The organism is Aeromonas sp. s4 (genome assembly GCF_040907855.1).
In the GTDB taxonomy this organism is placed as follows: Bacteria; Pseudomonadota; Gammaproteobacteria; order Enterobacterales; family Aeromonadaceae; genus Aeromonas; species Aeromonas caviae.
In genome coordinates this window covers 1-20357 of the sequence record NZ_JBFOCP010000038.1, presented here as the reverse complement: position 1 = coordinate 20357, position 20357 = coordinate 1, and the positions used below count along the sequence as shown (strand labels likewise).

General features: G+C 53.0%; 19 protein-coding genes, 2 other RNA genes and 1 pseudogene. 10 read left to right on the top strand and 12 right to left on the bottom strand.

What is annotated here, in order from left to right; genetic code table 11:
* Positions 1 to 63 precede the first annotated feature (63 nt).
* The 9 genes from AB5Y89_RS12600 to AB5Y89_RS12560 all read right to left on the bottom strand — a co-directional run bounded on the left by AB5Y89_RS12600 (position 64) and on the right by AB5Y89_RS12560 (position 5729).
* A complete protein-coding gene (locus AB5Y89_RS12600) occupies positions 64 to 294 on the bottom strand; it encodes a hypothetical protein (RefSeq protein ID WP_368223898.1) in 231 nt (76 codons plus the stop codon).
* Positions 295 to 334: 40 nt separating this feature from the next.
* Positions 335 to 404: hammerhead ribozyme type II (locus AB5Y89_RS12595), an RNA gene on the bottom strand.
* A 2-nt stretch (positions 405 to 406) separates the two neighbouring features.
* Entirely contained in the window at positions 407 to 604 is a 198-nt protein-coding gene (locus AB5Y89_RS12590) for a hypothetical protein (RefSeq protein WP_368223896.1), read from the bottom strand.
* Positions 605 to 618: 14 nt separating this feature from the next.
* Positions 619 to 1239, bottom strand: a complete 621-nt coding sequence (locus AB5Y89_RS12585) for a DUF3164 family protein (protein WP_368223895.1) — start codon at positions 1237 to 1239, stop codon at positions 619 to 621.
* A gap of 32 nt (positions 1240 to 1271) precedes the next feature.
* Complete coding sequence (locus AB5Y89_RS12580; protein ID WP_010673991.1) at positions 1272 to 1502, bottom strand: hypothetical protein; 231 nt, start codon at positions 1500 to 1502, stop codon at positions 1272 to 1274.
* 55 nt (positions 1503 to 1557) lie between these two features.
* Positions 1558 to 2118, bottom strand: a complete 561-nt coding sequence (locus AB5Y89_RS12575; protein ID WP_368223893.1) for a transcriptional regulator — start codon at positions 2116 to 2118, stop codon at positions 1558 to 1560.
* Complete coding sequence (locus AB5Y89_RS12570; RefSeq protein ID WP_043133130.1) at positions 2102 to 2707, bottom strand: hypothetical protein; 606 nt, start codon at positions 2705 to 2707, stop codon at positions 2102 to 2104. The genes AB5Y89_RS12575 and AB5Y89_RS12570 overlap by 17 nt, the downstream gene beginning before the upstream one ends.
* Before the next feature lie 44 nt (positions 2708 to 2751).
* Complete coding sequence (locus tag AB5Y89_RS12565; RefSeq protein ID WP_010673988.1) at positions 2752 to 3474, bottom strand: AAA family ATPase; 723 nt, start codon at positions 3472 to 3474, stop codon at positions 2752 to 2754.
* 41 nt (positions 3475 to 3515) lie between these two features.
* Complete coding sequence (locus tag AB5Y89_RS12560) at positions 3516 to 5729, bottom strand: DNA-binding protein (protein WP_368223891.1); 2214 nt, start codon at positions 5727 to 5729, stop codon at positions 3516 to 3518.
* Positions 5730 to 6172: 443 nt separating this feature from the next.
* Between AB5Y89_RS12560 and AB5Y89_RS12555 the strand changes: the two genes are divergently transcribed.
* The 4 genes and pseudogenes from AB5Y89_RS12555 to AB5Y89_RS12540 all read left to right on the top strand — a co-directional run bounded on the left by AB5Y89_RS12555 (position 6173) and on the right by AB5Y89_RS12540 (position 9378).
* Positions 6173 to 6856 (top strand): helix-turn-helix transcriptional regulator, encoded by a 684-nt coding sequence (locus tag AB5Y89_RS12555; RefSeq protein WP_109421871.1) that lies wholly within the window; start codon positions 6173 to 6175, stop codon positions 6854 to 6856.
* Between the two features lie 271 nt (positions 6857 to 7127).
* A pseudogene (gene yiaY / locus AB5Y89_RS12550) lies at positions 7128 to 8171 on the top strand (L-threonine dehydrogenase); the annotation flags it as partial.
* A gap of 132 nt (positions 8172 to 8303) precedes the next feature.
* Entirely contained in the window at positions 8304 to 8642 is a 339-nt protein-coding gene (locus tag AB5Y89_RS12545) for an outer membrane protein assembly factor BamE (RefSeq protein ID WP_029314185.1), read from the top strand.
* Positions 8643 to 8742: 100 nt separating this feature from the next.
* A complete protein-coding gene (locus tag AB5Y89_RS12540) occupies positions 8743 to 9378 on the top strand; it encodes an NAD-dependent epimerase/dehydratase family protein (protein WP_201935455.1) in 636 nt (211 codons plus the stop codon).
* Between the two features lie 67 nt (positions 9379 to 9445).
* On the opposite strand, the gene AB5Y89_RS12535 is transcribed toward AB5Y89_RS12540, so the two are convergent.
* Together AB5Y89_RS12535 and AB5Y89_RS12530 are read right to left on the bottom strand one after the other, a co-directional pair.
* The gene (locus tag AB5Y89_RS12535) at positions 9446 to 9802 is read right to left on the bottom strand and encodes an RnfH family protein (protein WP_039039886.1); all 357 of its coding nucleotides are present in this window, start codon (positions 9800 to 9802) and stop codon (positions 9446 to 9448) included.
* Positions 9795 to 10229, bottom strand: a complete 435-nt coding sequence (locus AB5Y89_RS12530) for an SRPBCC family protein (protein WP_010673974.1) — start codon at positions 10227 to 10229, stop codon at positions 9795 to 9797. Before AB5Y89_RS12530 ends, AB5Y89_RS12535 begins: the two co-directional genes overlap by 8 nt.
* Positions 10230 to 10477: 248 nt before the next feature.
* On the opposite strand from AB5Y89_RS12530, the gene smpB reads away from it, so the two are divergent.
* The 6 genes from smpB (at position 10478) to AB5Y89_RS12500 (ending at position 19968) form a co-directional block, all read left to right on the top strand.
* Positions 10478 to 10966 carry an SsrA-binding protein SmpB gene (gene smpB / locus AB5Y89_RS12525; RefSeq protein ID WP_010673973.1) on the top strand — a complete coding sequence of 163 codons (489 nt, stop codon included), beginning with the start codon at positions 10478 to 10480 and terminating at the stop codon, positions 10964 to 10966.
* A gap of 122 nt (positions 10967 to 11088) precedes the next feature.
* Positions 11089 to 11448: a transfer-messenger RNA gene (ssrA, locus tag AB5Y89_RS12520) on the top strand.
* 111 nt (positions 11449 to 11559) lie between these two features.
* The gene (locus AB5Y89_RS12515) at positions 11560 to 12054 is read left to right on the top strand and encodes a JAB domain-containing protein (protein ID WP_368223889.1); all 495 of its coding nucleotides are present in this window, start codon (positions 11560 to 11562) and stop codon (positions 12052 to 12054) included.
* A 165-nt stretch (positions 12055 to 12219) separates the two neighbouring features.
* Positions 12220 to 14829 (top strand): type I restriction-modification system subunit M, encoded by a 2610-nt coding sequence (locus AB5Y89_RS12510; RefSeq protein ID WP_368223887.1) that lies wholly within the window; start codon positions 12220 to 12222, stop codon positions 14827 to 14829.
* 1 nt (position 14830) lies between these two features.
* Entirely contained in the window at positions 14831 to 16114 is a 1284-nt protein-coding gene (locus tag AB5Y89_RS12505) for a restriction endonuclease subunit S (RefSeq protein WP_368223885.1), read from the top strand.
* Between the two features lie 14 nt (positions 16115 to 16128).
* A complete protein-coding gene (locus tag AB5Y89_RS12500) occupies positions 16129 to 19968 on the top strand; it encodes an HsdR family type I site-specific deoxyribonuclease (RefSeq protein WP_368223884.1) in 3840 nt (1279 codons plus the stop codon).
* Between the two features lie 166 nt (positions 19969 to 20134).
* Here AB5Y89_RS12500 and AB5Y89_RS12495 read toward each other — a convergent pair.
* The coding region (locus AB5Y89_RS12495; protein ID WP_368223883.1) for an integrase core domain-containing protein at positions 20135 to 20357 on the bottom strand (223 nt) is incomplete at its 5' end.

Genomic DNA, 20357 nt, shown 5'->3' with positions numbered 1-20357 from the left:
TGCTCGGCACCTTGCTGGTTCAAGGGGCCAAACTTCATCACATAGGCCAGCAGGGCCTGCCAATTAGACGCCGCCATGAGTGACCTCTGCTGCTCTGGCTTGCTGCAGCTCTGCCACGAGTTGCCAGCGCATCTGGCTGGCCTCTCCTGCCAGGGCAAACAGCCCTTGGGCACGAGCCTCTCTATCAAACTGCTTGAGCTGTCTGCACACAGCCCGTTTATCAGGGGTCGCCTGTGCAATGGCGGCCGCGCTGAATATCTTGGTAAGCCGAATATCCATCTCTGTTTTGGTCATCGCCGTGCTCCTTGTTCGAGGCGGTGAAGACCTGGGCCCAGGTCGGCTGCTCATCAGTACCCGGCCACCACGCCGGGCAGACAGGGCGGCGCAGCCGCCCTGTTTCGCACTGTTACTGCTCGAACTGCAGCGGCATCAGATCCTGGTACTCCTCTTCGCTCAACGGCGCCGGGCCCAGCCCCAGCACCCATAACAACGCGGCCTTGATGCCATCCTCATAGGTGTCATCGGGATAGCAGGTGCCTTCGGTCTCGCTGATATGTTCACAGAGCTGCAGTTGCTCTTCGGCCTGTTCTACGTTGATTTCCATCGCGCACTCCTCCCTTATAACTTGGCCAGATCCAGGCTCATCTGAACGTAACGGCCCTGGCCGTCCCGCTCGTAGAGCCGCAGGTATTGGCTGGTGCCGGTCACCTGGATGGCATCGGCGATCGCCTGCATGGCCTGCTCCCAGTCGGCGTCCTCGATGTTGAGCTGACGCAGGGAGAGCACCTGGTTTACGTCGATATGACCGGCCTTGGAAACCCGAAAGGCGTGGTCCACCAGGGCCCGCAGCTTAGGACTGGCGCCGTCGCTCCAGCGCTCGATGCAACTATCGATCAGCACCTTGGCCGCCTGGATCCGTTCATCAAATTTGCGGTGCTCCCCCACCGCTCGAATGAGCTTGTAGCGGCCGTCGAAGCTGAGCAGGGTGACGTTGCCCTTGGTGCCGCCCCAGGCCACCCCGTACTGCTCGGCCGAGAGGTCCACAAAGTCGGCGATCTGCTTCATGGCGTCGATCTTGAAGGCGGCAAGCAGTGAGCGCTGCTCGCGGGCCGCTGCGATAATGGCCATCACCACCTCATCGCGCAGTTTGTCCGCTGGGGAGATGAGGGTGTCCGGTACCCAGTGCCCCTGGGCGTTCTGCCGCATCGGGGTCGTGTTGCTGGTCTGTGCTTCTTGCATAAGGCTCTCCTTGATAAATCCCGTTGGTTCTCTTACTGGCGCCAGTGCAGCAGGCAACCACCAAAGCGCACGATGGCGACATCCCGCACCACACCCGCGAGGCACTCCCGCCCCCACACAGCCCGCTTGGTCATCGCTTCGGGCAAGGGGCCAGTCACCGCCAGCAAGGGGGTATGGCATACCCGGCTGGTACTCACCTTGCACCCTTTCGCCGTCAGCCAGATCCGCAACTGCTCGGCGGTCTTCTGCAGATTTCTGTTCATCCCGTTCTCCTTGTGATGTCTCACTGGGCCCACCGCACACCCCGAGCCCGCTGGTTTACTGGCCGTGCTTCTCAACCTTGTCGAGCAGCCGGTTGTATTTGATGCCCAGGATCTTGAGCTCCTCGGCCAGCAGCTCAGCCAAGATGCGCAAGCTGCTGCTGGCGTTCTCGCCATCGCTTTTCGCTTGGCGGCGCAACCTGGAGAGGGTGGCCTCGGCGTCATAGCGGGCGCCCTTCTCCACGCCTCTGCCAACTTGTTCGACGGCCAGCCGCATCGGCCGACGCAGTTGCTGATCCTCACTGAGCTGGCTATGGGGGCAGCCGCTGTGACAGGCTTTCCAGAGCTTGATGTCCATCGGTCTGGTCCCGACCTCATCCGCTCTTCGGCGCTGAAACGCCAGGCACTGATGCACCGGGATCTCCCCCAAAATGGGACAGGTCACCTTGTGTCCCATCAGGTTGCCTTCCACCAGCTTCTGCACCCGGGCCAGATCTCCTGGGTACTTCTCGTTGCAGACCAGGCTTATCGTGGTGCGGGACAGACCGAGCTTCTCGGCCACCACGGACAACGAGCTGGCCCCAACCTCGGCTTGCAATACCTCAAGCCACGTGTCCATGTTTCTCCTCCTCAACCAGGAACGGATAGAGCCGCTGCTGATTCTGATCCCAGCAACCGTTTTGGCGGACAATGGGGGCAAAGCGACCTGTATCTCTCAGCAACTGGTACTTGGCGACCTCTCCACGATGTGGCATGGCTTTGGCCTGAACTTTTACGTAACCAGCCTTGGCCAACGCCTTTGCATAAACGCCTGCATGGTTACTGGTTGAATTCGAGGTCATCGCCAATTCCGTCAACGTGAACACCCGACTGATTTTCATGGTGTTCCACATCTTTTGTTGGCTGGTCTTGCGCCGGCTTTTCCGTTTCTTCCGAGAGATGCAAGTTCCTTGATTGGTGCCAAATTTGGGTGGTTCATTCACATCCGAAACTTGATACCGATTGCAGCCAAACACCTCTCTTTGGCGCAACGGCCCTTCTACAACGCAACTGAGATGACCGCTCGCTAACCAACGACGCATCAGGGCATATAAATTTGCTTGCTTAACGTCTGTCGCTGCGAGTAACTCACTCATATCGAACGAGTCCTGTTTACACATCCACAACCAAGCCTCTTCCGTCTTGGACTTATCGTTGATATCAACCACTGGTATCCCTCCCGTGCTTTGTTGTTATTTGCTAGTCCTCGCGGCTACCGGCTGCGGCGCACGTCATGCAGCAGTTCGCTGGCGTCCACGTCCTCCAGCCGGATAATCCGGGCATCAGAGGCCATGGCCATCTTCTCGATCTTGTCCAGGGCCGAGACGATGGTGCGCACCACCCCGTTCGAGCGTTTGCGGATAAGATCCAGCAGGGCGTCGTCAATCTCCACGTCCACCTCCAGCATCTCGTTGGCGATGAGGGAGACGTCTTCCAGGTCGGCGGGTTTGAATTCGATCCACTGAGAGATGCGGTTAAACAGCTGCTTGCGCTGGCTGATGCGACGGGCAATCTCCTCCATCCCCACCAGGATCAGCGGCTGTTCGGTGGCGTCATAGATATCGCGCAGGGTCTCCATGATGCGGGCATTCCCGACCACGTAATCCGCCTCGTCCACGAAGATGGCCAGCTCCTCGGCCCGCACCGCTTCGACGATGCTATCGACCTGGGCCCGCAGGTTGTGGCGCTGGGGAATGCCGATCTCCTTGGCGATCTGCTCCAGCAAGCTGGTCACGGTGTCGGCTTTGTAGCAGCGCACATAGATGCCGTTCACCTCGTCCTGGTTGAACAGCCACTCCACGGCGGTGGTCTTGCCAAAGCCCGAGGGACCATGGATCAGGCCGATGCCCGGCACAATGCTGGAACGGTTGAGCAGGTTGTCGAGCAACTGCTCGGTCTTGATCATGTTTTTGACTTCGACGATCTTGTGTTTCATAGTCTTTTTGTCCTTATGAGGTTGTTTTACAGGGCCGCTTGCTAACCTTTTGCATGGGCGTTGCGAGTGGCCCTGATACTTTCCAGATGGCGGATAATCCGTTTCGCCATCAGCTTGTGGCTGTAGAGGTACTTGGTCAGCCACTCCTTCTCCCGCTCGCCGAGCGGGGTATCCAACTCCTTCTCGGCCAGATACATGGCCTGTTCGTACTCGGTCTTGAGCGCCCTGGATTCCTGCCCGGCCGTCGCCTGGGCACGGGCCGTTTTTTCTTCGCGGCGTGCTTCTATCGCAGCCAGCTCTGCCGCGCTGAATTGGGCCGGTTCACTGGGTGAGGCAATGCCTGAGAGCGCCGCCAATGCCGGGTTATCGAGCCCGAGATCACCGCGCTGGAACTGGGCCACATCACGGGCCTGGTCAACGAAGTGACGCACCACATCCTGATGCAGCTCGTTGACGCCGAAGGTCTTGGCGAGACTGCGCATCTCACGGCGAAAGCTGGCCAGCGCCTTGGCATCTGCACGCTTGGCCGCACGGAAGGCATCCGGGCTGACGCCATTGCCCAGCAGGTCGAGGTTCACGGCCTCGATCCGCTCGTTCCAGTCGCCAGTGCGGTACAAGATGGCGCGACCCACGTCGCTCGGGTCGAGGAACACGCTGACCCGCTGGCTCTTCCAACTGTTCTCCAGTAACTCCGGGGCGCTGTACTTGAGGCCACCGGCCTTGATAAAGCCCTTGGAAACGGTGGCCTCACCGATATGGTTGAGCAGCAGATCCAGCGCCGACTCATCGACAATGGCGCGGCGTTGGTAGCGGGCGCTTTGGTACTTCTCGTTGGGAGTCATCCCGAGTGAGCTGTGTTTGCGGTTGTGGTAACGGGCATCGAGCCAGTCATCGAGCAAGATCTGCAGCTCGGCCGCCGTCATGGCCAGCTCGTAGATCTCCTTCTCTGCATTGGGCTTGCGCTTCTCCTCCAGCCGTTCGGCAAAGCTCTTGCGAGCTTCGATCACCTGACGGTCAGCCACGCAGTGCCCGACATAGGCAGGCAGCAACTCGATCAGACCGTGGGAGAGAGTGCGGAAGAAACGTTCGATATGCGGCTTCTCCCATCCCGAATAGGCGTTGGAGCGGCTGACGTTCATACCGAGCAGGGTGCAGATAGACATGACACGCTGGCTCACGTAATCGGAGCCGTTGTCGGTACGCATCACCCCGTTGTCGTTGAGGGTGCCCCAGGCCAGCAGGGTCTTACGCAGCAGCAGGCAGATCCCCTCGCTCGACGAGGTTTTGGCCACCAACAACCGCACCCGACGGGTGAACACATCGATCACCGCGATGATGCTGTGGCGGCCATCCACCAACATGGCATCGACAGGGGTACTGTCGAACTCCCAGACGTCGTTGGGCTGGCCCATCCAGGGGTACATCTCTTCGATGGCAGTGCGGTACTTGTTGTTGTAAGCGTCGGGGTTGGTGGCATAGGTAAAGGCCACCTTGTTCTCTGCCAACCACTTGACCAGCCAGCGACGCAAAGAGGACTGGCTGGGGATCTGCCAGCCAAGCTGGTTCATCTCGCTGTACTGGGTCGCCAACTCATGCAGCGCCCCCCACTTGTTGGCCAAGTGCGGTTTGGCGGTGATCAATGCCGTGAGGAATCGGGCCAGATCCGGGCTTTGCTCAACGCTGGATGGCCGCTCCCGCTGGTAATTGCCCGCCAGAGCAGCTGGACCGGCATCCGCCAGGGTGCCTTGCCAGCGCCGCAAGGTGATCAGGCTGAACGGCTTTTGCTGCTCATAGACGCTCGCAGGGAGTGACAGGCTGCGGGTGCGGTATGCCTCGATAAAGGCGCGGCGCCCCACCTCCCCTTGCTGACATGCTTGATAAGGAGCCAGGAAGAGATCGGCGGCCTGCAGGATCAACAGCCGGGCATCTACCTTCTTGCGGGCGGCGGCGCCCAGGGTCAGCAATTTGCGGCCCGCATCCGGCTTCACTGGCACTTCACGAGCAAGCAGCTTGGCCATTGCCTTGCCGCCGGCCGCATGATCGGTCACCGTTTGTCCCTGCAGGGCAACAGCCTGCTCTGCTAGGTAGCGCCGGGTTTCTGCGGGCAGCGAGCTTATGTGGTACTCACTGCCTTTGCCATCCGAACATTTGCGTGAACTGAACTGCTCAGATCTTGCGCGGTATCGCACGCCCTGTACCGTAGTAGGCATACCCGGCAAACTGACTAGCTCCATGGATGTGAACCACTCTTTCATTTGCCATCTCCATACAGAGCCACGCCAAGGGTTTCACTCAATCCCGCCATGATTCGCGATGAGACAGTGCCATCGGCTGGCTGCCGGTGCTTGCAAGGGGCATAAGTGTGAATACACTCCTGTACGGTGCGGGGGCTGAAACCACGTTCAATGGCCCAGTTCCTTACGGAGTAACCACGCTTCCTAAGCTCTCCGTAGATGTGGTTGGCTGTACTTATGCTCATGGGGTCACCGTGATACAATTTGAGAAATCTTTCGCGCATTGCGCGAACAATTGAGAGCATTGATCAACTCAAAAACTCTTGCAATGGAAAGATTCACTCTTTTCTTTTCACGCATTCACTCATTTGAGGTTTCTTGTTCTTTTCCTCATGAATCAATGAGTTAAACAATGGAAAGTGCTCGCGCCAAAAGAAAGCACGCTTTCCTTCTTGAGGGCTTTTATGGAAAGTGAATTCAAGAACAGACTTGAATCGATTATCGGGACGGAAAGCGCGCGCTCATTTGCGTTGAGGGCAGGGATGGCTGATACCACTTTGCGCCAGTATCTGAATGGTCGTTCTGAGCCAAACATGAGCCAGCTCATCAAGATCGCAGACACCGCAGGGGTTAGAATTGACTGGCTCGCAACTGGCCGTGGCCCAAAGGAAGACGTACAAGATGAGAGCCTCAACCCTGATGGGTTGGATAAGGCTCTGTTTGAAGAGGAATATGCGCTGATCGATGGCTACCACATCGCAGTCAGTGCCGGGCACGGAACGTTCAATGACCAGCATGAGGTTAAACGCAAGCTGGCCTTTCGCCGCAAGTGGCTCAAGTTCCGCCAGCTCAACCCGGACAACCTGGCCGTCGTCTTCGCCAAGGGTGACAGCATGGAGCCAACTATTCATTCTGGCGATTCCATCCTGGTAGATCTGAGCCGCAACCAGATCCAGGACGGAGGCCTGTTCGTGCTGCGCCTGGGGGATGAGCTCTATGCCAAGCGGCTGCAGAAGCGGGTCGATGGTGGGGTAAATATCATCAGCGATAACAAGGCAGGGTATGAGACGCTTTCCGTGCTCCCTAACGAGCTGGAGTCATTGAGCATCATCGGCAAGGTAGTCTGGCTGGGGCACGATTTTTTTTAACCAGGAACATCCTAATCCCATTTTCTAACAGCCATTGTGATGGCTGTTTAATCCGCCATTAAACATCTAGGATTCCGTTCTGACGGGGCCAATCTGATCTTTCATTCTTGGCGCATTCATTCCTGATTGGGTGCGCTGACTTTCATTTTGGCGCCGCCCACACCTAGAACCTTCCGATCCCCCTCTAAGCCTTATCAGCCTTGAGTTTGTCCCACGAGATCCCACTTGCTTTCGGCTGCTCCCGGTTTTCTCACTCTTGGTGACTGGTTACATCACCGACAAGATCCTGGGCCAGATTGGCGTGGTGGGCCGGCTTGCCGCCCTCCTGGCCGAGCACGGCATCGGTGCCGTGGTGTTCGACGAGACCAGACCCAATCCCACCGTGGCCAACGTCGAGGCGGGTCTTGCGATAATCCGGGCCCACGGCTGCGACTGCGTCATTTCGCTCGGCGGCGGCTCACCCCACGACTGCGCCAAGGGCATCGCCCTAGTGGCCGCCAACGGGGGCAGCATCAAGGATTACGAGGGGGTGGATCGCTCCGCCAAGCCGCAGTTGCCGCTCATCGCCATCAATACCACCGCCGGCACCGCCTCCGAGATGACCCGTTTTTGCATCATTACCGACGAATCCCGTCAGGTGAAAATGGCCATCATCGACAAACACGTCACGCCGCTGATGTCGGTCAACGACCCGGAACTGATGCTGGCCAAGCCCGCCGGCCTCACCGCCGCCACCGGCATGGATGCCCTGACCCACGCCATCGAAGCCTATGTCTCCACCGCCGCCACCCCGGTCACCGATGCCAGCGCCGTGATGGCCATCGCACTGATTGCCGAACACCTTCGCACCGCCGTGCATCAGGGGGAGGATCTCCATGCCCGCGAGCAGATGGCCTATGCCCAGTTCCTGGCCCGCATGGCCTTCAACAACGCAAGCCTGGGCTATGTGCACGCCATGGCTCACCAGCTCGGCGGCTTCTACGACCTGCCCCACGGGGTGTGCAATGCGGTGCTGCTGCCCCATCTCCAGGCCTACAACGCCCGGGTTTGCGCCGGCCGGCTCAAGGATGTAGCCCGTCATATGGGGGTGGATGTGAGCGCCATGAGCGATGAGCAGGGTGCGGCGGCAGCCATTGACGCCATCCGGCAACTGGCTCGCGACGTCAAGATCCCCGCCGGTCTGGAGCAGCTCGGGGTCAGGGCCGACGACCTCGACGTGCTGGCCACCAATGCGCTCAAGGATGCCTGTGGTCTCACCAACCCCAGGCAGGCGACTCACGCGGAGATCGTCGCCATCTTCCGCGCCGCCATGTAAGGGGGCAAGATCTGCCAGGGCCGCCACGCGGCCCTTTTTATTGGCTGATGGATCAATGGCTTTTTACTTCCGCACGGGGAGTGGGTATGATTTGCCGAGCTAAAAAGACTGTATGGATGATCTGAACCCGATATGCGGATGAAACACCTGATTGCCGCGGCCCTGACCGCCCTCACCCTGTCCGGTTGCAGCCTGGTCTATCGCATCGATATTCCCCAGGGCAACTATGTGGAACAAAAGCAGGTCGACAAGCTGCGCCAGGGCATGACCCGCGAACAGGTCGAGTTCGTGCTGGGTTCTCCCATGTTGCGTGACAGCTTTGACCCCAACACCTGGTACTACCTCTATGAGTTCCAGCCCGGTCGGGGCGACAAGGAGCGCAAGGAGCTGACCCTCAACTTCGTGGGTGACAGACTGGCCACCGTGACCGGTGATTTCCCTCTCCCTGCCGCCTTCACCACACCGCTCTAGATGACATCACAAAACCGGCTTCTGCCGGTTTTGTTCTCTCTGGCCCCGGTGATGTCGCCGGGCCACACTCTGGATGCCTCATTGCCCCGAGGAGATCATCATGAGTCGATTCCTGATTGCCGGCGCCACCGGTCTGATTGGCAAAGCCTTGCTGCGCGAGCTGGGGACGGAGCACGACCTCCTCCTGCTCTGCCGCAAACCGGGCGATCCCGCTCCGGGACGCACCTGGCTGCCCACCTCGTTCGACGCGCTGGACAGATTGACGCTGCCCTCCCCTGTGGACATTGCCTTCTGCTGCCTTGGCACCACCCGCAAGGATGCCGGCTCGGCCGAGGCCTTTCGCCGGGTCGATTTCGACTATGTGCTGGCCTTTGCCGCGCTCGCCCGTCGCCACGGCTGCCGCCGCCTGCTGGTGGTCTCCAGTCTGGGCGCCAACCCGGGTTCCCCTGCCCTCTATCCCCGCACCAAGGGCGAGATGGAGCAGGCCCTGCTGGCCCAGGAGTGGCAGCGGCTCGTCATCCTGCGCCCGGCCATGCTGCTCGGCCATCGAGAACCTGCGCGCCGTTCGGAGCAGATCATCCAGGCCATCTATCCGCTGGTAAAGCCCCTGCTGCGCGGGTCGCTGCGCCGCTGGCGTGCCATCGAGGCCAGTCAGGTGGCGCACGCCATGGCGCGCCTTGCCATCCAGGAGAGCGGGATAGAGACGGTGGAAAACGAGCGCCTGCTCACCCTGTGATGCCCCGTGCCGGGCGAGACGATCACAAAGGGGCGCCACGGCGCCCCTTGTCACAACCCATCACCCGTCAGGTGCCGGCATCGTCTCGCTTGCGGTGCACATCGGGCCGCCCGCCGGTGACCACATCGGCACGCCCCTCTTCCTTGGCTTTTTCCGCCCGCTTCTTGCGCATCTCCTTGGGGTCGGCGATGAGAGGGCGGTAGATCTCGATGCGATCCCCCTCCTGCACCGACTCTGTGCCCTTCACCGGACGGCTGTAGATACCGAACTTGTTGACCGACAGGTCGATCTCCGGGTGCTTTTGCAGGATGCCGGACTGTTCGATGGCCGCCAGCACGCTGGTCTCGGGCGCGACCCGGATGCACAGCACCGTCTGCCGCTCGGGCAGGGCATAGGCCACTTCGATATTGAGGAGCTCAGACACCGTAAACCACCTTGGCACGATTGGAGAAGGCAAGCACCATGGAGCTCACCAGCTCGCGGAAGATCTGGCCAAAGGCCAGCTCAATGAGCTTGGAGGTGAACTCGAAGTCGAGATCGAACTCCACCTTGCAGGCATCCACGTCCAGGGGTGTGAAGGTCCACCATCCCGCCAGCTTGCTGAAAGGCCCCTCCACCAGCTCCATCTTGATGGTGCGATTGGCGTCGAGCTGGTTGCGCGTGGTAAAGGTCTTGGCGATACCCGCCTTGGCCACATCGACCGAGGCCATCATGTAGTCTTCACCCGACTCGTGAACACGGCTGCCGACACAGCCGGGCAGGAACTCAGGATAGGCATCAACATCATTGACCAGCCGGAACATCTGTTCCGCGCTGAACATCACCAGGGCACTGCGAGTAATACGGGGCATGGGTTTTCCTCATCCAATCGGCCCGATTTTATCACCTTGTCAGCCAAAATCACCGCCGAAACTGTTCGCGGGTCACCAAGCAGGGCAATCGCACACTTTCCGGACAGTGTGGTCCGCTCTCGCCCCGCCCTTCCCTCAAAATCGTCATCGAACTGCTCACAAAGCCGCCACTCGGAGCGCTGTGCGTTTTACAGCCGCCGCCACCCACGTATAATGCGCCTTCCTAAACATTGCCTAAGGCCCCCGTCATGAGCAAAAAAAACAGTAAAAACAAAGCCGGGTCCAGCACCATTGCACTCAACAGAACCGCCCGTCACGAGTACTTCATCGAAGAGCGCGTGGAAGCCGGCCTGTCCCTGCAAGGGTGGGAAGTGAAGTCCCTGCGGGCGGGCAAGGCCAACATCAGCGAAGCCTATGTCATCTTCATGCAGGGGGAAGCCTTCCTGTTCGGCTCCAGCTTCCTGCCGCTGAACGCCGCCTCCAGCCACGTGGTATGCGATCCGACCCGCACCCGCAAATTGCTGCTCAGTCGCCGTGAACTCGACAAGCTCGAGAGCCTGACCGCTCGTCAGGGCTACACCATAGTGCCGCTGGCCCTCTACTGGAAAGCGTGCTGGGTCAAGGTCGAGATCGGCCTGGTGAAAGGTAAGAAAGAGCACGACAAGCGGGAAGACACCAAGGCACGGGAATGGGATCGGGAAAAAGCCCGCATCATGAAGAACAAGCACCGCGGTTGATTGTGCGCCGCCGGCCCCCATGCGGCGACCAATAAACCAGCAATCGACCGGCCAAGGCCGGTCGATTGCCATCAACGCCTTGCCATGACAGGATTTTTGCGTACAATCCCTTTTGACAACTTGGGGCTGATTCTGGATTCGACAAGATTCACGAAACCCAAGGTGCATGCCGAGGTGCGGTAGGCCTCGTTAATAAACCGCAAAAAAATAGTCGCAAACGACGAAAACTACGCACTCGCAGCTTAATAACCTGCGCTGAGCCCTTCTCCCCTAGCTTGCCTGTGTCCTAGGGAAATGGAAGGTCATCCTTCACAGGATCGTGTGGAAGTCCTGCTCGGGGCGGAAGCATTAAAACCAATCGAGCTAGTCAATGCGTGGCGTGTCTCTCCGCAGCGTGTTGGCGAATGTAAAGAGTGACTAAGCATGTAGTACCGAGGATGTAGTAATTTTGGACGGGGGTTCAAATCCCCCCAGCTCCACCAAACAATGTTCCGGCCGGGAACGAAGAAGTACAAAAACCCGCAAGATTCAACGTCTTGCGGGTTTTTTGTTGTCCGTAGAACTCCGAGGGAGTCGCCATCACCGATAAACACGTGGCCCATCAGGCCCTGCAAGGACTGCTGCAAACACGGGATCGCGAAGTATTTGCCGCACTGTTCCTCGATAACCAGCACCGGATCCAGGCCTACGAGGAGCTGTTCCTTGGCACCCTGTCCGCTGCGACCGTCTACCCCCGCGATGTCGTCAAGCGGGCACTGCGCCACAATGCTGCTGCCCTGATGCCGGTGCATAACCACCCGTCGGGATACCCGGCCCCCAACTGGGCAGATATCGAGGTCACCCTGCGTCTACAAGATGCCCTGGCACTGATGGATATCCGCCCCCTGGAGCAGCTGGTTTTCAGCACTGAGGGGGAGATCGCTGGCAGAACGGGAAGAGCAGTCATCAATCTCAAGCCATCCACAGGGTGGCTTGTTTTGATTTTGTACTGCTTCGCGGCTTCGTCCTCTACAATCCGTTCTGATTTTGAAACATTGGGTATCGTGTCTTGCTGCATCAATGGTTTACCATTGTGCCCACTCGAATAGGAACACTGCTCTCCCTACAGTGGGAGTGATACAGCTTTAGAGCATCAAGGGTCACCATGGCCGTCAATCAGACTACAACCCCGATGACTTGAAAGCGCTGATCAACACACCTGATCAATCCGACATTTATCTTTGGTTCGACATGGTCACAGAATAGGAAATATCATGAACAAGCAACAACTGGCCGCCAAAATCTGGGAATCAGCTAACCAGATGCGTTCAAAAATCGAAGCAAACGAATACAAAGACTACATATTGGGCTTCATTTTTTACAAGTATCTAAGCGACCAATTAGTTCAGTTTGTCACCAAAGAGGGCATGACCCCTGAAGACATTAAAGCCCTACACGAACAAGATGCAGACACAGTCAAATACATTCAAGAGAATCTAGGCTATTTCATCGCTTACGATAACCTGTTTTCAACCTGGATTGATCCAAAATTCGACTTTTACGAGTCCGACGTGCGCGATGCACTCTCGGCGTTTAGTCGCTTGATTTCGCCTACCTACAAAAAACTGTTTGAAGGTATTTTCACCACCCTGGAAACAGGCCTAAGCAAACTCGGTGAAAGCGCGGGTAAGCGCACAAAAGCCATTAGTGACCTACTGCATTTGATCAAAAGTATCCCAATGAACGGCAAGCAAGGCTATGACGTGCTGGGCTACATCTACGAATACCTGATTGAAAAATTTGCCGCTAATGCCGGAAAAAAAGCCGGAGAGTTTTATACGCCTCATGAAGTCTCGGTACTGATGTCGCACATCATCGCTCACGAGTTAAAGCACAAAGACACCATCGAGATTTACGATCCAACGTCGGGATCTGGCTCGCTATTGATCAATATTGGTGAAACGGTTGAAAAATACGCCAAAAGCAAAGACAGCATAATCTATTATGCCCAAGAGCTAAAAGCGAACACCTACAACCTTACCCGTATGAACCTGATCATGCGCGGGATAAAAGCCAGCAATATCAAAACCCGTAACGGTGATACCTTAGAAGACGATTGGCCCTACTTTGATGAGAACGACCCTCAAGGCACTTATCATGCGTTGTATGTGGATGCGGTCGTCTCCAATCCGCCTTACTCACAAGCTTGGGATCCAAGCCACAAAGAGAGTGACCCGCGTTATTCGCGCTTTGGTTTAGCACCCAAGACCAAAGCCGATTTTGCCTTTTTACTGCACGACCTTTACCACCTGAAACCCGATGGCATCATGACCATTGTATTGCCCCATGGTGTGTTGTTCCGTGGCGGTGAAGAAGGCGAAATTCGCAAGCAATTGATTGAACAGAACCACATTGATGCCATTATCGGCTTACCGGCCAATATCTTTTTTGGTACGAGTATTCCTACCGTCATTTTGGTGCTCAAACAAAAAAGACAAAATACCGATGTGCTGATTGTGGATGCCTCCAAGCACTTCGTTAAAGAAGGCAAAAACAACAAACTGCAAGCCTGTGACATCAAGCGTATTGTGGATGCGGTCATTAACCGCGAAAGCATCGATAAATTCTCACAGGTAGTGAGTAAACAAACCCTGCGCGACAATGACTACAACTTAAACATACCGCGTTATGTAGACTCGTCCCCGGCCGCTGAAAGCTGGGATTTACACGCCACTATGCTAGGTGGCATACCCAATAGCGAGATTGCGCAGTTACACCCGTATTGGCAAGCATTCCCGCAACTGCACGATGCACTGTTTGTGGCCAAGTCTGCCGCCTACAGTAAATTGGCTATTGCCAAACAAGACGTCAACAAAACCATTACCCAGCACCCACAAGTTATCGAGTTTATTAGCGCTTACAACCAAGCCTTTGCTGGCATCAATGGCGATCTCAGCTTTGATAACTATTTACACACCGAACTTATTCAAGGCTGGAAAGAGGTTAACCGCAACCAGCAAGAGACAGTATTAAGCACTGAGTTATTTAATCGCCTGGCCCCCATTGCCCTTATCGACAAATACCAAGCCTATCAATATTTAAGCAACCAATGGCAAGTTATCAGTGCCGATTTGGAAATGATGCAAACAGAGGGTTTTGCCGCAACTAAGCAAGTTGACCCCAATATTGTGGTCAAAAAAGTTAAGGGCAATGACACCGAAGTACAAGATGGCTGGAAAGGCCACATCATGCCCTTTGATTTAGTACAACAAACGCACCTAAGCGATGACTTGGCGGCACTGGCAAAACAAGAAGACCGCTTGGCAAAAATCGCCAGCTCACTTGAGGAAATTCTCGAATCCCTCAGCGAAGAGGAAAAGGAGCAAGACACCGTAAAAGAAAGCAAAGATGGCTTTGCCAATGCCGACGTCGCCAAGGCGGCTAAAGCCTTCCTAAAAGAGCAAAAAGAGACCAAAACCAAGTTCTCAGCCGAAAGCTACGAAGCAAAAATCATCGCGGTGAGTAAACTCATTGACGAAGAAAAAGCCCTGAAAAAAGCGGTCAAAGAAGCCGCCATTGCTCTGCACTTAAAAACTAAAACCACCATCGAAGACTTAACCATTGATCAAGTCAACGAATTGCTGCACTTAAAATGGATCATGCCATTAAGCCTTGAGCTCGCCGCTATGCCAAGCGCTGTGATAAGCCAGCTCACCAGCCAAGTACAAGCACTTGCCGATAAATACGCGGTGACTTATTCGCAAGTAGCGAATGAAATCAAAACCACCGAGCAAGAGCTGGCGAAAATGATGGGCGAACTGACTGGTAATGAGTTTGATCAGCAAGGCTTGAATGAGCTCACCAAGTTATTAAAGGGCGAATAAGATGAGTGTTGAAAATAACGTGCCTGAGATTCGGTTTAAGGGGTTTAGTGATGAGTGGGTGCAACACAACCTTGGTAAGCTACTAGATATTCGTTCTGCCGCACGAGTTCATAAAGAACAATGGACTGAATCAGGGGTTCCATTTTTTAGAACCAGTGATGTCGTATCAATATACAAAGGTCAGGAAAACACTAAGGCTTTTATTTCTTATGATGTCTATAAGGAGTTAACAGGGAAAATTGGTAAGGTCTCTAGTGGCGACCTACTTGTTACTGGTGGTGGATCTATTGGTATCCCCTTTTTAGTACCAAATGACGAGCCTTTATATTTTAAGGATGCCGATTTACTATGGTTTAAGAATGACCAGAAATTTGATGGTTATTTTCTTTATACCTTCCTATTTAGTGAAACTTTTAAAAAATACATCAAAAGTATCTCGCATATAGGTACGATTGCACACTACACCATTGAGCAGGCAAAATCGACGCCAATAAACAATTGTGAAAGAGCAGAACAAACCGCCATCGGCAACACCTTCCATAAGCTCGACAACCTAATCAACCAACATCAACAAAAGCATGACAAGCTCAGCAACATTAAAAAAGCCATGTTGGAAAAGATGTTCCCCAAACAAGGCAAAACCATCCCAGAAATCCGCTTTAAAGGGTTTAGTGGGGAGTGGGAAGAAATGCCCTTTAGGTCATGCTTTGCCAATGTACCAAACAATACTCTTTCTAGGGCAGAACTAAACTACCAATCTGGAATAGCAAAAAACATTCATTATGGAGACGTATTAATTAAGTTCGGTGAGACTCTGGATGCTGAGAGTGAACTGATACCATTTATTACAAATAATGATGTATCTAATAAACTAAAACATACTGCTTTGCAGGATGGTGACATAGTCATTGCTGATGCGGCCGAGGATAATACTGTTGGTAAATGTTTAGAGCTATTCAATGTAGGTGAGTTTTTGGTTTATTCTGGATTACACACTATTGCAGTAAGGCCTATTTTGCTCTTTGCCTCAAAATATCTAGGATACTATTTGAATTCAGTCTCATTCCACGATCAGCTTTTATCGTTGATGCAAGGTACAAAAGTACTATCAATATCAAAAACTGCAATACAGAATACCTATATAGTATTTCCCAAAAAAGTGGAAGAACAAGCTGCAATAGGTGGGTACTTCCAAAAGCTCGATGCGCTGATAAACCAGCACCAACAACAAATCACCAAACTGACTAACATCAAGCAGGCCTGCTTGAGCAAAATGTTTGTCTAGCAGGGAGCACAACCATGACCACGTTTAAAACTGAAGCACAATTTGAGCAGGCCTTTATTGAGGTGCTTACCCAAAAAGGGTGGGAATCTGAAGTACTTAGAAACAAAACAGAAGCGGATTTACTGCAAAACTGGGCGAACATTTTATTTGAAAACAATCGCCAGCAAGACCGCTTAAATGATGTGCCGCTGACGGCAACGGAAATGCAGCAGATTATTGAGCAGATTAAAGCGCTCAAAACACCGCTTAAACTCAACGGGCTAATCAATGGCAAAACGGTAGCCATTAAGCGCGATAACCCTGATGACACGCTGCACTATGGCAAAGAAGTCAGCTTGAAGATCTATGATCGTCAAGAAATTGCAGCAGGCCAAAGCCGCTACCAAATTGTACAACAGCCTAAGTTTGAACGCGGCAGCCCCTTGCGTAATGACAGACGTGGTGATGTGCTGCTACTGATTAACGGCATGCCGGTGATCCATGTTGAACTTAAGCGCAGCGGCGTGCCAGTAAGCCAAGCAGTTAACCAAATTGAGAAATACAGTAAAGAGAGCGTGTTTAGCGGGCTGTTTTCGCTGATCCAGGTGTTTGTCGCAATGGAGCCCAATGAGGCAAAATATTTTGCCAACCCAGGGCTAGATGGCAAGTTTAACCCAGATTACCAGTTCAATTGGGCCGATTTTAATAACGAGCGAGTGAACCACTGGAAAGACATTGCCTCTACGTTGTTATCCATCCCGATGGCGCACCAGTTGATTGGTTTTTATACCGTGGCCGATGATACCGATGGCGTACTGAAAGTCATGCGTAGTTATCAATATTACGCCGCGAACGCAATATCGGACCGCGTTGCCAAAACGAGCTGGAATCAACTAGGGGGGGTAAATAATAAAGCCAGACTGGGTGGCTATGTGTGGCATACCACAGGCTCGGGTAAAACCATGACGAGCTTCAAGTCGGCGCAGTTGATCGCTCAATCAAAAGATGCTGACAAAGTCATTTTCTTAATGGACAGAATTGAGCTTGGCACTCAATCACTCCTTGAATACCAAGGTTTTGCTGGCGACGGGGAAGTGGTACAAGCCACTGAAAATACTCATGTGCTGGTGACCAAGTTAAAGAGCACCGATCCTGCTGATACCCTCATTGTTAGCTCAATCCAGAAAATGAGTAACATTTTTGAAGAGGTGGATGATGAGGGCACTGCAACTAATTCAGCCGACATAGATAAAATTCGGGCGAAACGCTTGGTGTTTATTATTGATGAGGCACACCGCTCGACCATGAGTGGGGGCAAAGAAAACAAAGAAGGCATGTTGGTAAGGGTGAAAAAAACCTTCCCTAAAGCCCTTTTCTTTGGTTTTACCGGTACGCCGATTCATGAAGAAAATCAGGTTAATAACAATACCACCACCGATGTGTTTGGTGACGAGCTGCACCGTTACAGCATCGCTGATGGTATCCGTGATGGAAACGTGTTGGGATTTGACCCTTATAAAGTGCCCACCTTTCGAGACAGTGATCTAAAACAAGCTGTAGCATTAGAGCAAGCCAAGGCTGACTCGGTGACTGATGCGATGGCAGATCCAGTCAAGAAGAAAAAATTTAATCACTTTATGAATGACGTGCCGATGGCAGGCTACAAAGATGCCACAGGTAAATATCATAAAGGCATCGAAGACTATGTCCCCAAAAGCCAATATTTAACTGACACTCACCAAGAAAAAGTCGTCAGTGACATCTTGGATAAATGGGATGTACTTAGCCAAGGCAATAAATTCCACGCCATTTTTGCCACAAATAGTATCGCGGAAGCCATTGACTACTACCGCCGCTTGAAAGCCGCCAAACCTGAATTGAAAATCTCTGCTCTCTTTGACCCCAATATTGACAACGACGGCAGCGGTGACCGTGGCCCAACCTTTAAAAGTGATGGTTTAGAAGAAATTATGGGCGACTACAACGCCCGTTACGGGCACGATTTTGATTTTGCCCGCCATGCAGCCTTTAAAAAAGATGTAGCAGCCCGACTTGCTCATAAGAAACCCTACGAGGGTATTCATACCGAGCCAGCAAAACAACTGGACCTGTTGATTGTTGTCGATCAGATGCTCACTGGCTTTGATTCTAAGTGGCTGAATACGTTGTATTTGGACAAAGTGATTAAGTACCAGAATATTATTCAAGCCTTCTCGCGTACCAATCGCCTGTTCGGTCCTGACAAGCCTCACGGCATCATTCGTTATTACCGCTATCCACACACCATGGAACAGCACATTAACGACGCGGTAAAACTCTATTCCGGCGACAAACCCATCGGTTTATTTGTTGACAGACTTTCAAACAACCTTGAAGCGATGAATGAACTAGCGGAAGAGATTACCGAACTGTTTGTTAGCGCTGGCGTCGGAAATTTTGAAAAATTGCCAGAAGATATTGAAGTCTGTGCCAAGTTTGCCCAGCTATTTAATGATTTGAACAAGCATCTGGAAGCTGCCAAAGTGCAAGGAATGCATTGGGGGCAGTCTGTCTACACATTTACTGACGCCTCAGAAGAGGATGGCGGTATTGATCGGGAAGTGTTGCTCGCCATCGAACAACAAACCTACTTGGTGCTGGCCTTGCGTTACAAAGAGCTAGCGAATAAAGATGATGGCGGCGGCTCAGATGGCGGCGATGTTCCTTTCGATATCAGTGGCTATTTAACAGAAATAGATACCGGCAAAATTGATGCCGACTACATGAACAGCCGATTTGATAAATACTTAAAGGAGTTGAATCAACACAAAGACTCTGCAAGTGTTGAAACGACACTAAATGAGCTACACAAGTCGTTTGCATCGCTCACCCAAGGCGAGCAAAGATACGCCAAGCTCTTTTTACATGATTTGCAGCGTGGTGATGCTAAATTAATTGATGGTCATTCGTTTAGAGACTACATCAATGACTACCAGAATCAGGCTGAACAGTCGCGGATTGCTGGTATTGTTGAGGCGCTTGGGTTAGACAAGGATTTGCTTCTTCAATTAATGAACGGCGACGTTAATGCACACAACATTAACCGTTTTGGCTATTTTGATAATTTGAAGTCAACAGTTGATAAAAGCAAGGCGAAGCTTTTCTTTGAGCGTATTGAAGGGACAACAATTTCTACATTCAAGCTCAATATGCATATTGATAAGTACCTTAAAGAGTTTATCCTCAATCAGAATGAAAACTTTATAATCGATGAAAATGTTGTATTCTCAGCAGATAGCCAGCTTCTGAAACCGGAACCTTTAACATTTGGTGATATTAAATTATATCGTGCCAAACAAGTATTATCGTTACCTGACGTGGTTGAATTAGGTGCGATTACTTTTAAAACTAATGCGCCATATGAGGTTAGTCCAGATTCGTTGCTGACAACTGCCTGTCACAATGAATTAAAAGAGCTTGGCGTGGTTTCTTCCAGCGTGTTAGACACTACGCTTACAGCTCTTTTAGAGCTTGAACAAGTCACCAAAGAACTTGACATCCCTCTATATAAAGAGGGAGAGAGTGGTATTGTCTGGGCGCTGAAAGAGGCACGAGAGGGCAGCGTCGTTGCTGAATTCATCGCAGTTGCCATTCAATTTTCAGGTGATGAAAGCTATAAACCATTTATTGAAAATATCATTTACGATGGTGCCAAACATGTTCTGTTTGCCAGCTGTGTTTTGTTGCCAAAAATGGTATTCAGCAATCTGAAAGCCAAATATGAAAAACAGAAAGAGCGTAATGCTGAAAAGGCAGCAATTGAAAGTTCGCCAAACGTAATTGATTTCAAAATGAATGAGAAGCTAGTGGAAAAATGGAAAGGCGCTCAGCACTAAATAACTGTTCCTAAGAGTTACGGTTATTTCTGGTGTACGGAGGGATAGAAGAGGTGGCGTATCCTGCTGATTGATTCCCGCAAAGAATCTCACTCAACAGAGGTGATACGCCATGACTGTACAGATCTAGTTATCACCTGACACCGGCCTCAAACCGGTGTCTTGTTTACGCTACTTTAGTGCGCACTTCCTTCGGTATCAATTTCAGACCCTTTTTGAACATGCTGTAGGGAGTCTGTCCTTCCATCATCCTGCCTTGATGTGGCCGCTGGGTGTTGTAGTGATCCAGATAGCTGTCCAGGTCTGTCTGCATCTGCTCTACCGACTCATACCAGGTTGTCCTCCCCTTGATACGGAAGTGTTCATCCAGCAGGGTGCGATGTAGCCGC

Coding starts and splice junctions, on each gene's coding strand:
- AB5Y89_RS12565 (WP_010673988.1), bottom strand. CDS start 3,474: ATGAAACACAAGATCGTCGAAGTCAAAAACATGATCAAGACCGAGCAG.
- AB5Y89_RS12505 (WP_368223885.1), top strand. CDS start 14,831: ATGAGTGTTGAAAATAACGTGCCTGAGATTCGGTTTAAGGGGTTTAGT.
- smpB (WP_010673973.1), top strand. CDS start 10,478: ATGAGCAAAAAAAACAGTAAAAACAAAGCCGGGTCCAGCACCATTGCA.
- AB5Y89_RS12590 (WP_368223896.1), bottom strand. CDS start 604: ATGGAAATCAACGTAGAACAGGCCGAAGAGCAACTGCAGCTCTGTGAA.
- AB5Y89_RS12540 (WP_201935455.1), top strand. CDS start 8,743: ATGAGTCGATTCCTGATTGCCGGCGCCACCGGTCTGATTGGCAAAGCC.
- AB5Y89_RS12575 (WP_368223893.1), bottom strand. CDS start 2,118: ATGGACACGTGGCTTGAGGTATTGCAAGCCGAGGTTGGGGCCAGCTCG.
- AB5Y89_RS12510 (WP_368223887.1), top strand. CDS start 12,220: ATGAACAAGCAACAACTGGCCGCCAAAATCTGGGAATCAGCTAACCAG.
- AB5Y89_RS12560 (WP_368223891.1), bottom strand. CDS start 5,729: ATGAAAGAGTGGTTCACATCCATGGAGCTAGTCAGTTTGCCGGGTATG.
- AB5Y89_RS12585 (WP_368223895.1), bottom strand. CDS start 1,239: ATGCAAGAAGCACAGACCAGCAACACGACCCCGATGCGGCAGAACGCC.
- AB5Y89_RS12600 (WP_368223898.1), bottom strand. CDS start 294: ATGACCAAAACAGAGATGGATATTCGGCTTACCAAGATATTCAGCGCG.
- AB5Y89_RS12555 (WP_109421871.1), top strand. CDS start 6,173: ATGGAAAGTGAATTCAAGAACAGACTTGAATCGATTATCGGGACGGAA.
- AB5Y89_RS12580 (WP_010673991.1), bottom strand. CDS start 1,502: ATGAACAGAAATCTGCAGAAGACCGCCGAGCAGTTGCGGATCTGGCTG.
- AB5Y89_RS12545 (WP_029314185.1), top strand. CDS start 8,304: ATGCGGATGAAACACCTGATTGCCGCGGCCCTGACCGCCCTCACCCTG.
- AB5Y89_RS12500 (WP_368223884.1), top strand. CDS start 16,129: ATGACCACGTTTAAAACTGAAGCACAATTTGAGCAGGCCTTTATTGAG.
- AB5Y89_RS12530 (WP_010673974.1), bottom strand. CDS start 10,229: ATGCCCCGTATTACTCGCAGTGCCCTGGTGATGTTCAGCGCGGAACAG.